The 14171-nt window shown below is 74.5% G+C and carries 11 protein-coding genes; 2 read left to right on the top strand and 9 right to left on the bottom strand.

Annotated features, from left to right (window positions below):
• Nucleotides 1–13 precede the first annotated feature (13 nt).
• From infB to rimP, 4 genes are all read right to left on the bottom strand, one after another.
• A complete protein-coding gene (gene infB / locus ACFTZA_RS02750; protein ID WP_378190487.1) occupies nt 14–2887 on the bottom strand; it encodes a translation initiation factor IF-2 in 2874 nt (957 codons plus the stop codon).
• Between the two features lie 70 nt (nt 2888–2957).
• Nucleotides 2958–3365, bottom strand: a complete 408-nt coding sequence (locus tag ACFTZA_RS02745) for a YlxR family protein (protein ID WP_378190485.1) — start codon at nt 3363–3365, stop codon at nt 2958–2960.
• Between the two features lie 86 nt (nt 3366–3451).
• Nucleotides 3452–4531 (bottom strand): transcription termination factor NusA, encoded by a 1080-nt coding sequence (nusA, locus tag ACFTZA_RS02740; RefSeq protein ID WP_378190484.1) that lies wholly within the window; start codon nt 4529–4531, stop codon nt 3452–3454.
• 3 nt (nt 4532–4534) lie between these two features.
• Nucleotides 4535–5161 (bottom strand): ribosome maturation factor RimP, encoded by a 627-nt coding sequence (gene rimP, locus ACFTZA_RS02735; protein ID WP_378190482.1) that lies wholly within the window; start codon nt 5159–5161, stop codon nt 4535–4537.
• A gap of 121 nt (nt 5162–5282) precedes the next feature.
• On the opposite strand from rimP, the gene ACFTZA_RS02730 reads away from it, so the two are divergent.
• The gene (locus tag ACFTZA_RS02730) at nt 5283–6404 is read left to right on the top strand and encodes a DUF4439 domain-containing protein (RefSeq protein WP_378190480.1); all 1122 of its coding nucleotides are present in this window, start codon (nt 5283–5285) and stop codon (nt 6402–6404) included.
• Between the two features lie 65 nt (nt 6405–6469).
• On the opposite strand, the gene ACFTZA_RS02725 is transcribed toward ACFTZA_RS02730, so the two are convergent.
• The gene (locus ACFTZA_RS02725) at nt 6470–8347 is read right to left on the bottom strand and encodes a proline--tRNA ligase (protein ID WP_378190478.1); all 1878 of its coding nucleotides are present in this window, start codon (nt 8345–8347) and stop codon (nt 6470–6472) included.
• 33 nt (nt 8348–8380) lie between these two features.
• Between ACFTZA_RS02725 and ACFTZA_RS02720 the strand changes: the two genes are divergently transcribed.
• Entirely contained in the window at nt 8381–9304 is a 924-nt protein-coding gene (locus tag ACFTZA_RS02720; protein WP_378190476.1) for an Fpg/Nei family DNA glycosylase, read from the top strand.
• 8 nt (nt 9305–9312) lie between these two features.
• Here the strand turns inward: ACFTZA_RS02720 and ACFTZA_RS02715 are convergent, their stop codons facing one another.
• The 4 genes from ACFTZA_RS02715 to dxr form a co-directional block, all read right to left on the bottom strand.
• On the bottom strand, nt 9313–10239 hold the full coding sequence (locus ACFTZA_RS02715; RefSeq protein WP_378190474.1) for a GNAT family N-acetyltransferase: 927 nt from the start codon (nt 10237–10239) through the stop codon (nt 9313–9315).
• Nucleotides 10240–10244: 5 nt separating this feature from the next.
• Entirely contained in the window at nt 10245–11384 is a 1140-nt protein-coding gene (gene ispG, locus ACFTZA_RS02710; RefSeq protein WP_378190772.1) for a flavodoxin-dependent (E)-4-hydroxy-3-methylbut-2-enyl-diphosphate synthase, read from the bottom strand.
• Nucleotides 11385–11536: 152 nt separating this feature from the next.
• Entirely contained in the window at nt 11537–12847 is a 1311-nt protein-coding gene (locus ACFTZA_RS02705; protein WP_378190472.1) for a M50 family metallopeptidase, read from the bottom strand.
• Between the two features lie 118 nt (nt 12848–12965).
• On the bottom strand, nt 12966–14162 hold the full coding sequence (dxr, locus tag ACFTZA_RS02700; RefSeq protein WP_378190470.1) for a 1-deoxy-D-xylulose-5-phosphate reductoisomerase: 1197 nt from the start codon (nt 14160–14162) through the stop codon (nt 12966–12968).
• Nucleotides 14163–14171: the final 9 nt, after the last annotated feature.

Genomic DNA, 14171 nt, shown 5'->3' with positions numbered 1-14171 from the left:
GCGACGACGAACGTCAGGAACGCGGCTTCTCGCGCATCTCGAACGTCTCGATCGTGTCGCCGATCTGCAGGTCGTTGAAGGACCCGAGCCCGATACCGCACTCGTAGCCCTCGCGGACCTCGGTGGCGTCGTCCTTGAACCGCTTGAGCGACTCGACCGTGAGGTTGTCCCCCACGATCTTGCCGTCGCGCAGGACGCGCGCCTTGGCGTTGCGGCGAATCTCGCCCGACCGGACGATCGACCCGGCGATGTTGCCGAACTTCGAGGAGCGGAAGATCTCGCGGATCTCCGCGGCGCCCAGCTGGGCCTCCTCGTACTCCGGCTTGAGCATGCCCTTGAGCGCTGCCTCGACGTCGTCGATCGCCTGGTAGATGACCGAGTAGAACTTGACCTCGACGCCCTCGCGGTCCGCCAGCTCCTCGACGCGCTCGCCGAACTTCACGTTGAAGCCGATGATCACCGCGTTGTCCACGGTGGCGAGGTTGACGTCGTTCTGCGTGATGGCACCCACACCACGGTGGATGACGCGCAGCTGGACCTCCTCGCCGACGTCGATCTTGAGCAGCGCGTCCTCGAGCGCCTCGACGGCACCGGACACGTCGCCCTTGAGGACGAGGTTGAGGGTCTCGACCTTGCCCTGCTGCAGCGCCTGCGTGAAGTCCTCGAGGCTGATGCGCTTGCGACGCTTGGCCAGGAGGGCGGCACGCTCGGCGGCCTCGCGCTTCTCGGCGATCTGTCGTGCCGTGCGCTCGTCGGGCGCCACGAGGAACGTGTCGCCCGCGCTCGGGACGGACGCGAGACCGAGCACCAGGACCGGTCGGGCGGGACCCGCCTCGGTCACGGCGGTGCCGTGCTCGTCGAACATCGCGCGGACGCGGCCGTGGGCCGTGCCGGCGACGATCGCGTCGCCGACGCGGAGCGTGCCGGACTGGACCAGGACGGTCGCGACCGCGCCGCGGCCCTTGTCCAGGTTGGCCTCGATCGCCACGCCGCGCGCGTCCTTGTCGGGGTTGGCGCGCAGGTCGAGCGAGGCGTCGGCCGTGAGCAGGACGGCCTCGAGGAGGTCGTCGATGCCCATGCGCTGCTTGGCGGAGACCTCGACGAACATCGTGTCGCCGCCGTACTCCTCCGCCACGAGGTTGTACTCGGTGAGCTGCTGGCGGATCTTGTCGGGGTTGGCCCCCTCCTTGTCCACCTTGTTGACGGCGACGACGATCGGCACGTCCGCGGCCTGGGCGTGGTTGAGCGCCTCGATGGTCTGCGGCATGACGCCGTCGTCGGCGGCCACGACGAGGATCGCGATGTCCGTCACCTGCGCACCACGGGCACGCATGGCGGTGAACGCCTCGTGGCCCGGGGTGTCGATGAAGGTGATGGCGCGGTCGTTGCCCTCGTGCTCGTGACGCACCTGGTAGGCACCGATGTGCTGCGTGATCCCACCGGCCTCGCCGGCGACCACGTCGGTGGAGCGGATCGCGTCGAGCAGCTTCGTCTTTCCGTGGTCGACGTGACCCATGACGGTCACGACCGGCGGACGGGCCATGAGCTCCTCGTCGCCCTCGGCCTCGAGCTCGGCGTCCAGGTCGATGTCGAAGGACCCGAGCAGCTCGCGGTCCTCCTCCTCGGCCGAGACCATCTCGATGACGTAGCCGAGCTCGGAGGCGAGCGTGCCGAACGTGTCCTCGTCGAGCGACTGCGTCGCCGTCGCCATCTCACCGAGGTGGAACAGCACCGTGACGAGGCTCGCCGGGTTCGCGTCGATCTTGTCGGCGAAGTCGTTGAGCGAGGAGCCGTGACGCAGCCGCACGACGGTCGAGCCGTTCCCGCGAGGGACCTGCACGCCGCCGAGCGACGGAGCCTGCATCTGCTCGAACTCCTGGCGCTTCGCCCGCTTCGACTTGCGGCCACGGACGGGACGTCCTCCGGCGCGGCCGAAGGCACCCTGCGTGGAGCCACGACCGGCGCCACCACGACCGCCGCCACCGGGACGACCGGCGAAGCCGCCGCCGGGGGCACCGCCACCGGGACGACCGCCGAAGCCGCCGCGGCCACCGCCACCGCCACCGCCGGGGCGACCGCCCGGGGCGGGACGCTCGCCGGGGCGACCGACCGAGGTGCGGCCGGGCATCATGCCCGGGTTCGGGCGTGCGCCGCCGCCGGGGCGCGGCGCGGGGCGGGGGCCGCCGGGACGGGGCCCGCCGGAGCGCTCGCCGGAGGCGGGCGCGTCGGAACGCTCAGGACGCGACCCGGGCCGGGGCATGCCCTGGCTGGACGCGAACGGGTTGTTGCCCGGACGCGGGGCGCCGGGACGGGGGCCGCCGGAGCGGGAGCCGCCCTGGCGGGGCATGCCCTGGCTGGACGCGAACGGGTTGTTGCCCGGACGCGGGGCGCCGGGACGTGCGCCCGGCCGCGGCGCGGGCGCGTTCGTGCCGCCGCCGGGCTTCGGCGAGGCGGTCGGCTTCTGCGCGGGGCCGGGGGTCGGCGCCTGCGCCGCGGGACGCTCCGCGGTCGGCTCAGGTGCCGGGGCCGACGGCGCGGGAGTCTCGGCGGCGGGAGCCTCGGGCTCCGGTGCCGGCGCGGGTGCCGCGGCCGCGGGGGTCTCGGCGGCCGGGGTCTCGGCCGCGGGCGCGGCCGGACGCGGCTCCGCCTTGGGTGCGGGCTTCGGGGCCGAGGGCTTCGAGCCCCCGCTCTTCGGCGCCGACCTCGGCGCCGGTGCGGACGCGCCGCCCCCGGCGGGGAAGGCGTCGCGCAGCTTGCGGACCACCGGTGGCTCGATGGTCGAGGACGCCGAGCGGACGAACTCACCGAGCTCCGTCAGCTTGGTCATGATGGTCTTGCTTTCCACCCCGAGCTCCTTCGCGAGCTCGTAGACGCGGACCTTTGCCACAACTCTCCTGTCTCGGCCCGCCCCGGACAGGGAGGACCGTCGTTAGTGCTGGGTGCTCATCGCAGGGGACTCATCGGGTGCCCATCGGCTTCTGACCCGCTTCCTTGTCGACGTGTCGTGCAGTGCGGCCGGCGACCACCGGGGTTCCGGGGTCGTGGTCGTGACGGTTGGTGCGTCCCTCCTGGCCGGACTCGATCGCGGCGCGGACTTCGGCGAGGTCGAGCGGCCCTGCGACGCGCAGGGCCCGCGGGACGGCCCGCCGGCGTTCCGCCGCCTCGAGGCACCGCGGAGTGGCGTGGAGCCAGGCGCCGCGGCCTGGGAGCGACCGCCCGGCGTCGACCACGAGCCGGGGCTCGTCGGTGCTCGTGCCGGACCGGTCGACGACCAGACGGAGGAGGACGGACCTCAGGTCGCGCTCCCGGCAGCCGACGCACGTGCGGACGGGGCCCGTCCCCGAGAGGTCCGGGAGGGTGTCCACGGGTGTGATCGGCGTGCGGGCTCGCGGCCCGGTCGAGGACAGTCTAGCGCGCTGCCCCGCCGTGCGTGACCGTACCACCCCGCGCGCTACCCGTCGGCGGGCCCGTGGCCGGCGGGAGCAGCGCCCCCGACGGTGCCCGGTTCGCCGGACGTCGCCACCTGAGGGCCGCCCTCGTCGGAGCGGATGTCGATGCGCCAGCCGGTCAGCTTGGCGGCGAGACGGGCGTTCTGCCCCTCCTTGCCGATCGCGAGCGAGAGCTGGAAGTCCGGCACCACGACGCGCGCGGCGCGGGCCTCGGCGTCGACCACCGTGACCGAGGACACGCGGGCGGGCGACAGCGCGTTGGCGACGAACCGCGCCGGGTCGTCGCTGTGGTCGACGATGTCGATCTTCTCCCCGTGGAGCTCGGCCATGACGGCGCGCACGCGCGAGCCCATCGGCCCGATGCACGCGCCCTTGGCGCCGAGCCCGGGCACGGTGGAGCGCACCGCCACCTTCGTGCGATGCCCGGCCTCGCGCGCGATCGCCGTGATCTCCACGGACCCGTCGGCGACCTCCGGCACCTCGAGCTCGAAGAGCTTGCGCACGAGGTTCGGGTGCGTCCGGCTCAACGTGATCTGCGCGCCCTTCATCCCGCGGGCCACGTCGAGGACGTACGCGCGCAGCCGCTCGCCGTGCGCGTACTCCTCCGTCGGCACCTGCTCGTGCGGGGGCAGCACGGCCTCCGTGCCGCCGACGTCGACGAGGACGACGCGCGGGTCGCGGCCCTGCTGGATGACGCCCGCGAGCACCTCGCCCTCCTTGCCGCGGAAGGTGCCGAGGATCTGGTCGTCCTCCGCGTCGCGCAGGCGCTGGACGATCACCTGGCGCGCCGTCGACGTGGCGATCCGGCCGAAGTCCGCCGGGGTGTGGTCGAACTCCGGCCCGTACTCCACCGGACCGCGCGGTGCGTCCTCCTCGTCACCGGTGGTCGCGGGAAGCTCCTCGCGCGCCCACACGGTCACGTGACCGGAGCGGCGGTCCAGCTCGACCCGGGCACGGGAGTAGGCGTCCGGGGTGCGGTGGTACGCCGACAGCAGCGCCTGCTCGATCGCGGCGACGAGCACGTCGAGGCTGATGTCCCTCTCGCGCTCGAGCAGCCGCAGCGCAGTCATGTCGATGTCCATCGATCAGGCCTCCTCGTCGTCGGGACCGCTCGCGGTCCGGTCGTTCGCACCGGTCGCACCCTCGGCCGACGGCGCGTCGTCCAGCTCGGGCAGGTCGGCCGCCAGGGCGCGGCGGAGCTCGACCTGCACGTGACCGCGCACGACGCCGTCGAGGGGCACGGCGCGCTCCTCGGTGCGCCCGCGGGCGCCCGCGACCTCCAGGCGCAGCGCGTCGTCGACGGCGAGGAGCCGTCCCTCGACCGTGCCGCCGTCAGTGAGGACGAGGCGCACGATCCTGCCACGGGCCCGCCGGAAGTGCCGGGGCTCGGTCAGCGGCCGGTCGGTGCCCGGCGTGGAGACCTCGAGCGTGTACGCCCCAGGCAGGACGTCCGCGTCGTCGAGCACGGTGGAGATGGGGCGGGACACCTCGGCGACCGTGTCGAGGTCGAGGCTGCCCTCCGCGTCCTCGGGCAGGTCCAGCACGACTCGGACCACCGACCGCGCGCCCGCGCGCGACACCGAGACGTCTTCCAGGTACAGCCCCGCGTCGCGCACCACCGGCTCGATCCCCCGCCGGACGTCCTCGCGGAGCGCCTCCGCGGCCCCGCCGCCGGAACCCTTCCCGGGCCGTCCGCCCGCCTGCCCTGACATCACTCGACTCCCGTCCGCTCCCACGCCGGGCACGGATACGACCGGTGTGTTGTTGTGCTGACTGCTGACCAGGGACCAGCGTAACGACTCGCGTGCCCCGGGCATGACATCATCGCCCCCGATGAGACCCCACGCGACCGCGGCCGACGCCGCACCCCCAGCCCGTGTGCGCCCGGCACCGGGCGGGCCCTCGCGTCCCGGGACGCGCCCGCGCCGCGCCTCGGCGCTCACGGCGCTGCTCGTCGTGGCAGCCGTGCTCCTCGCCGGCTGCGGCGTCCGGCTGGAGACGCCCGCGCCGACGGAGCCGAGCCCGGACGCGCGCGAGGTCGTACGCCGCACCGCGGTCGAGGACGCCCGGACGGTGACCGACCTCGCCGAGGAGGCCGCGACCGTGACCGCCGACCCGGCGGTCACGACGCTGCTCGAGGAGATCGCCGGCTTCGCGCGCCGGCACGTCGACGCGCTGGGCGGCGTCTACGACTCCGGCCTGCCCGGCCCGGGCGAGGCGCCGGACGCCACCTCCGCCCCGCCCGCGACGGTCACCACGACGGCACCGGTGGACGAGCCGCCGGGCGCCGACGCGGACGGCGACGGCGCCCAGGACGTGGCGCCCGAGGACGCGACGACGGACGACGTCGTCGTCGCCCTGGTCGGGGCCGCGCAGCGCACGCGCGCGTCGGCGGACGCGACCCGCGACCCGGAGCTCGCCCGCCTGCTCGCCTCGGTCGCGACGTCGGAGCACGTCTCGGCGCAACGCCTCGCCGCCGCCACCGGCTCGGACGCGGCGGCCGAGCTGACCACCGGCACGACGATCGTCGAGACCGCGCCGTCGGGCGTCGGCGCCGCCGACCTCGCGACGGTCGTGACGGCCGAGGACGCCGCGGCGTACGCCTACGAGGTCCGTGGCGCCCAGGCCGACGGGGACGTCCGCGCCGCAGCCGTCGCCCGGGCCGTGCAGCACCGGGCGCGCGCCGAGGCGTGGGCGGTCGTCGCGGGGACGGACGGCACGGACCAGGACCCGCGCCGTGTCGCCTACGAGCTCCCGGCCGACGAGGACACCTCGGCGCTCGCCCGGCGGCTCGAGTCGGAGCTCGCGCAGTCGTACGCGTCGCTCGTCGCGACCGCTGCGCCGACGTCGCGCGGCGACGTCCTGGCGCTGCTCAGCGACTCCTGGCAGGCAGCGCTCGCCTGGGGCGCCCTGCCCGTGGCCTTCCCGGGACTGCCCGAGCAGCCAGCGGCCTGAACCGGGCCGTCGAGAGCTGCCGGGGGGTGCGGCCCGCGGACGCGGACCGCACGCCCCGGCGAGGCTCAGCCCAGGAGCGCCTCCACGCGGCGCACGACCTCGTCGACGGCGTCCGCCACCGCGACCTGCTCGGCCTCACCGGCACGCGGACGGACCTCCACGACGCCGTCCGCCAGACCCCGGCCCACGACGAGCAGCAGCGGGACGCCGAGCAGCTCCGCGTCCTTGAACTTCACGCCGGGCGACACCTTCGGGCGGTCGTCGTACACTACCTCGACGCCCCGCTCGACGAGGTCGGACGCCAGCCGCTCGGCCTCCTCGAACACCGCGGCGTCCTTGCCCGTCGCGACGACGTGCACGTGCGCGGGAGCGACGTGCGCGGGCCAGGCCAGCCCGGCGTCGTCGTGGTTGGCCTCGGCGAGCGCCGCGAGCACGCGCGTCACGCCGATGCCGTACGAGCCCATGGTCACCACGACCTGCTTGCCGTTCTCGTCGAGCACGGTGAGCCCGAGCGCCTGCGCGTACTTGCGGCCGAGCGCGAAGATGTGGCCGATCTCGATGCCGCGCGCGAGCTCGAGCGGCCCCGACCCGTCCGGCGCCTCGTCCCCGGCGCGGACCTCGGCGGCCTCCACGGTGCCGTCGGCCGCGAAGTCGCGCTCGGCGACGAGGTCGAACACGTGCCGGCCGTCCTCGTTCGCACCGGTGATCCAGCGCGTGCCGGCCACGACGCGCGGGTCGAGCAGGTAGCGCACCGAGTGCCGCACCGGCTCTCCCCCGGCCGCCGGCTCGTCGCCCGGCAGGGGCGCCTCGCGCGGGACGTTCGGGCCCAGCGCCTGCGGGCCGATGTAGCCCTTGACGAGCTCGGGTCGAGCGGCGAAGTCCGCCTCGGTCGCCGGCTCCACCTCGGCCGGCTCGAACGCCGCGCCGACGCGCTTGAGGTCGACCTCGCGGTCCCCCGGCAGGCCCACGACGACGACCTCGCGCCGCCCGTCCGGGTGCGTGAGCGCGAGCACGACGTTCTTCAGCGTGTCCGCCGCGGTCCACGCGCGGTCCTCGCGCGGGTGGTGCGCGTTGGCGAACGCGACGAGCGAGTCGATGGTCGGCGTCCCGGGCGTGTCCTCGACGTGGGCCGCGGGCGCGTCGGCGTAGTCGACGTCCGCGGGCACGGGCGTGACGACGGCCTCGACGTTGGCCGCGTACCCGCCCGGCGAGCGGACGAACGTGTCCTCGCCGATCGCCGTCGGGGTGAGGAACTCCTCCGAGCGCGAGCCGCCCATCGCCCCGGACGTCGCGGCGACGACGACGTACTCGAGGCCGAGCCGCTCGAAGATGCGCCGGTACGCGGCGCGCTGCGCCTCGTAGGAGCGCTCGAGACCCTCGTCCGTGACGTCGAACGAGTACGCGTCCTTCATGACGAACTCGCGCCCGCGGATCAGCCCTGCGCGGGGGCGCGCCTCGTCGCGGTACTTCGTCTGGATCTGGTAGATCGTCAGCGGCAGGTCCTTGTACGAGGAGTACAGGTCCTTGACGAGGAGGGTGAACATCTCCTCGTGGGTGGGCGCGAGGAGGTAGTCGCCGTCCTTGCGGTCCTTGAGCCGGAAGATGTTCGGCCCGTACTCCGTCCAGCGGCCCGTCGCCTCGTAGGGCTCCTTGGGCAGCAGCGCCGGGAAGTGCACCTCCTGGGCGCCCGCCGCGGCCATCTCCTCGCGGACGACGGTCTCGATCTTGCGCAGCACGCGCAGCCCGAGCGGGAGCCACGTGTAGATGCCCGGGGCGGCGCGGCGGATGTAGCCCGCGCGCACGAGCAGCTTGTGGCTGGCGACCTCGGCGTCGGCCGGGTCCTCGCGCAGCGTCCGGACGAACAGGGTGGACAGGCGCAGGAGGTCGGCGGAGCGGGCGGCCGCGAGGGGCGCGCGCGACTCCCCGGACGAGAGGGATGACATGCGCCCAACCCTACCGGCGGGGAGGATGACCCCATGCCCGAGCTGCCCGAGGTGGAGGCCCTGGTCCGGTTCCTCGACGACCGCGCCACAGGACGCACCGTCGTCGCGGCCGACGTCGCGCAGATCGCCGCGCTCAAGACCTTCGACCCGCCGGTGACGGCCCTCGTGGGCCGCACGGTCACCGGCGCACGGCGCCACGGCAAGTGGCTCGACCTGGTGCTGGGTGCGCCCGGCCAGCCGGCGGCAGGACCGGCCCCGGCCGACGCCGAGCTGCACCTGGTCTTCCACCTGGCGCGAGGCGGGTGGCTGCGCTGGTCGGAGAAGTCGCCGACGACGCCCGTGCGCCCACGTCTCGGAGGGGGCGGCGGCAAGGTCGCCGCGCTCGCGCTGCGCGTGCGCCTCGACGACGGCTCGGGGTTCGACCTCACGGAGGCCGGCACGCGCAAGCGGCTCGCCGTGCACGTCGTGCGGGACCCCGCCGAGGTGCCGGCGGTGGCGACGCTCGGCGTCGAACCGCTCGACGTCACCTTCACGACCGACGTCCTCGCGGGTCTCATGGCGGCGCGCAACCAGCAGGTCAAGGGGCTCCTTCGCGACCAGTCGTCCATCGCCGGGATCGGCAACGCCTACTCCGACGACATCCTGCACGCCGCGCGGACGAGCCCGTTCAAGCTCACGCGCTCCTTCACGCCCGACGAGGTCGCTCGGGTGCACGCCGCCGTGGGCGAGGTCCTGGCCGGGGCGGTCGCCGCGGCGTCGGGCCGGCCGGCGGCCGAGCTCAAGGACGCCAAGCGGTCCGGGATGCGCGTGCACGGGCGCACGGGGCAGCCGTGCCCGGTGTGCGGTGACGTCGTGCGCGAGGTGAGCTTCGCGGACCGCAGCCTGCAGTACTGCGCCACGTGCCAGACCGGCGGGCAGGTGCTCGCCGACCGGCGGCTGTCGCGGCTGCTCAGGTGACCACGGCGTCAGAACAGGACGGTCGCGTAGGTGCCGACCTGCTCGAAGCCGACCCTGCGGTAGGTGGCGAGCGCGCGCGCGTTGTAGTCGTTGACGTACAGCGACACCACGGGCACGCCCGCGCCGCCGGCACCACCGGAGCGCGCGAGCTCGACGACGGCGGCCATCCCCGGCGCGGAGAGCCCGCGACCCCGGTAGCGCGGATCGACCCACACGCCCTGGACCTGGGCCACGCGCCCGGTCACCGCGCCGAGCTCGGCCTTGAACACCACGTGCGCTCCCGTCCCCGAGCCCTCGAGGCGCACGAAGGAGCGCCCCGCGGACACGAGCGACCGCACGCGCTCCTCGTACGCGTGCCCCCCGCCCTCGACGGGCGAGTAGCCGACCTCCTCGGTGAACATCCGCACGCACGCGGGCAGGACGACAGGGACCTCCGCCGGGACGGACCGGCGCACCGACAGGTCCGGTGCGACGTCCGGCGCGCGGTCGATCGCGAGCGACGGCTGGTCGGCCCGGACCTCGCGCGGCGCGGGCCACGTCTCCGCGAGAGCCCCCCAGAGCGCGAGCACCGCGTCCCGGTCCCCCACGACCGACGACGACCGGCGCCCCGCACGCCGCCCGAGCGCGGCGAAGCCGGCCACCGCGGCACGACGGGTGACGTCGTCGAGGGTCGTCGGCACGACCGGCACGAGGTTCGCCCCGGCCCAGCACACCGCCTCGAGCGGCCCGTGGGCGGGGAAGCCCCACGCCTGCCCGCCGGCCGCGCGCAGCCCGAGCCGCAGCGCGACCTCGAACCGTGCCGCCGCGAGCGCCGACGCGACCGGGTCCTGCGCGCACACCGCGAGCGCCTCGACCACGTCGGCGTCGTCCAGCTCGCGCGCGTCGGTGCCGGCCCGCGTCCGCAGGGCCGGGACCGACGGACGCCAGCGGGACACGGGTGTCAGCCGACGGTGACGACCGGGGACCCGGCCTGCGCGTCGTTCTCCGGCGTCATCGTCTCGGCGATGCGCATGGCCTCCTCGATGAGCGTCTCCACGATGAGGGCCTCGGGCACGGTCTTGACGACCTCGCCCTTGACGAAGATCTGGCCCTTGCCGTTGCCGGACGCCACGCCGAGGTCGGCCTCGCGCGCCTCTCCGGGGCCGTTGACGACGCAGCCCATGACGGCGACGCGCAGCGGGACCTCCATGCCCTCGAGGCCGGCGGTCACCTTCTCGGCGAGCGTGTACACGTCGACCTGCGCGCGGCCGCACGACGGGCACGAGACGATCTCGAGCTTGCGCGGGCGCAGGTTGAGCGCCTGGAGGATCTGGTTGCCGACCTTGACCTCCTCGACGGGCGGTGCCGAGAGGGACACGCGGATCGTGTCGCCGATGCCCTGGCTCAGCAGGGCGCCGAAGGCCGTCGCCGACTTGATGGTCCCCTGGAACGCGGGGCCGGCCTCGGTCACGCCGAGGTGCAGCGGCCAGTCGCCCGCCTGGGAGAGCAGCTCGTAGGCGCGCACCATGACGACGGGGTCGTTGTGCTTGACGGAGATCTTGAAGTCGTGGAAGTCGTGCTCCTCGAACAGCGACGCCTCCCACACGGCCGACTCGACGAGCGCCTCGGGCGTCGCCTTGCCGTACTTGGCGAGCAGGCGCGGGTCGAGCGAGCCGGCGTTCACGCCGATGCGCAGGGAGACGCCGGCGTCCGACGCGGCGCGCGCGATCTGCTTGACCTGGTCGTCGAACTTGCGGATGTTGCCAGGGTTGACGCGCACCGCCGCGCAGCCGGCGTCGATCGCGGCGTAGACGTACTTCGGCTGGAAGTGGATGTCGGCGACGACGGGGATCTGCGACTTCTTCGCGATCGCGGGCAGCGCCTCCGCGTCGTCCGCGCTCGGCACCGCGACGCGCACGATGTCGCAGCCGGACGCCGTGAGCTCGGCGATCTGCTGGAGCGTGGCGTTGATGTCGGTCGTCGGCGTCGTCGTCATGGACTGGACGCTGATGGGCGCGTCGCCCCCGACCTCGACCTTGCCGACCTTGATCTTGCGGGTCGTGCGACGCGGCGCGAGGACCGGCGGCGGGGCGGCGGGCATTCCGAGGCTGATGGGTACGCTCACGCCCCCAGTATCCCCTGCCCGACCGGGTTCACCGCACGTCGGGGCTGTCCGGGCCGTCACCTTCCCTCCGGGTCCGGGACATCTTCGCGGCGCCTCCACGAGCGCGGCCGACCGGCCCGGGCGCCGCGCTACGTGAGCCGGACCGGGTCGACGACGTCGGCGAGGATGAGCAGCGCGCCGACGCCGACGAGCACGACGAACATCACGTACGCGACCGGCATCATCCGCGCGACGTCGGCCGGGCCGGGCCGCGGCCGCCCGCGCACGCGCGCGACCGTGCGCTTGACCCCCTCGTAGAGCGCGTTGACGACGTGCCCGCCGTCGAGCGGCAGGAGCGGGATGAGGTTGAACACGAACAGCGCGACGTTGAGCGCGGCGAGCAGCAGCAGCATCGACACGACGATGTCGAGCACGGGGCTGTCGGCCCCGGCGACCTCCGCGGCCACGCGCCCGACGCCGACGACGCTCATGACCGAGTCCTGCTCGCGCGGTGCGTCGGTGAAGGCCGCCTGGGCCACCTCGGCGACCTTGACGGGCAGCGTGACGATGATGCCCGCCGTGCCGCTCACCTGCTGCCACGTCGCCTCGGCCGCCGCGCCGAGGCCCGCCGAGCGGCGCTCGACCGTCGGCGTGAAGCCGACGAAGCCGACCGGCTCCGTGACCGGCTCCCCCGCGTCGTCGACCACCGGCGTGCCGTCGTCGGTGACCACCTGCCGGTCCACCTCGACCGGTGCGACCGACAGGGTCACGTCCTGGCCGTCGCGCTCGACGACGACCGGGACCTCGTCGCCCGCAGCGCCGCGGATCATGCCGGACAGCTGGTCCCAGGACGTCACCGGGGCGCCGTCGAACGACACGACCGTGTCGCCGGGCTCGAGACCGGCGGCCGCGGCCGGGGACTCGGGGTCGCCGGCCGAGCACTGCGACGCCTGCGCCGTGACGGATCCCTGCGCGCACGGCGTGACGCTCGCGACGGTCGTCGTGGCCGCGGGCAGGCCGATGCCGACGAAGACGACGAGCATGAGGACGGCCGCGATGAGGAGGTTCATGAACGGGCCGCCGAGCATGACGACGGCCTTCTTCGGCGCCGAGAGGTTGTAGAACGCGCGGTGCTCCTCGCCGGGCCGCACCTCCTCGGTGCTCGCGTCGCGCGCGTCGGCCACGACCTGGGCGAAGAAGCCGTTCCCGCGCGGGCGCGCGCCCGCGGGCGCCGGGGGGAACATCCCCACGAGCCGCACGTAGCCGCCGAGCGGGATCGCCTTGAGCCCGTACTCGGTCTCGCCCTTCCGGCGCGACCACAGCGTCGGGCCGAAGCCGACCATGTACTGGCTCACCCGCACGCCGAACCGCTTCGCGGGGACCATGTGCCCCACCTCGTGCAGCGCGATCGAGACGATGATGCCGAGGACGACCACGAGGATCCCGATCAGCGTCGCCATGGTTCCGTCCTCACAGTGTCGCGGTGGTCAGTGTCGCGGTGGTCGGTGTCGCGGTGGTCGGTGTCGCGGTGGTCGGTGTCGCGGTGGTGGTGGGCGAAGGCGCCCCGGTCGGTGCGCGTCAGGACCGCGCGAGCAGCTCGTCGGCCCGCGCGCGGGCCCAGTCCTCGGCGGCCGACACGTCGTCCAACGTGACGGCGTCGCGGTGCGTTCCCTCGTGCGCGGCGAGCACGCGCTCGACCGTGCTCACGATGTCACCGAAACCTGCGCGTCCGCTGAGGAACGCCGCGACGGCCTGCTCGTTCGCGGCGTTGTAGACCGCAGGGTGCGTCGCGCTCGCGGCGACGGCGGAGCGCGCGAGGCGCACGGCGGGGAACGCGGTGTCGTCGAGCGGCTCGAAGGTCCACGACGCGGCCTGCGTCCAGTCGCACGGCGGCGTGACGACGTCGAGGCGCTCGGGCCAGCTCAGGCCGAGGGCGATGGGCAGGCGCATGTCCGGGGGCGACGCCTGCGCGATCGTCGAGCCGTCGACGAACTCGACCATCGAGTGGACGACGGACTGCGGGTGCACGACGACCGTGACGTCCTCGACCGGCACGTCGAACAGCAGGTGCGCCTCGATCAGCTCGAGGCCCTTGTTCATGAGGCTCGCCGAGTTCACCGTGACGACCGGGCCCATGGCCCACGTCGGGTGCGCGAGCGCCTGGTCAACGGTCGCGGCCTTCACCTCGTCGGCCGCCCAGCCGCGGAACGGCCCGCCCGACGCGGTGAGGACCAGCCGCCGCACCTCGGCGTGCGCACCCGAGCGCAGGCACTGCGCGATCGCCGAGTGCTCGGAGTCGACGGGCACGATCTGGTCGGGCCGGCGCTGGGCGGCACGGACGAGGGCACCGCCCGCCACGAGGGACTCCTTGTTCGCGAGCGCGAGCGTCGAACCCGCCCGCAGCGTCGCGAGGGTCGGCCCGAGGCCGACGGAGCCGGTGATCCCGTTGAGCACGACGTCGCTCCCCCGCCCGGCGAGCTCCGTCGCCGCGTCGGGACCGGCGAGCACGTCGGGCACGGTGCCGCGACCGGCGCAGGCGTCGTCGAGCGCCGCCTGGAGGTCGCCCGCCCTGGCGGCGTCCGCGACCGCGACCGCCCGCACGTCCAGCTCCGCCGCCTGGCGGGCGAGCAGCGTGACGTCGCCGCCGCCCGCGGACAGCGCCTCGACGCGGAACCGCCCCGGGTGAGCCCGGACGACGTCGATCGCCTGCGTGCCGATCGAGCCGGTGGAGCCGAGGATCGTCAGGGTGCGGGGAGCCGGGGACGGGGCGTGCATGTGCCCCAT

Source organism: Cellulosimicrobium sp. NPDC057127 (assembly GCF_042670945.1).
Taxonomy (GTDB): Bacteria; Actinomycetota; Actinomycetes; order Actinomycetales; family Cellulomonadaceae; genus Cellulosimicrobium.
This window is presented reverse-complemented; position numbering and strand designations above follow the sequence as displayed.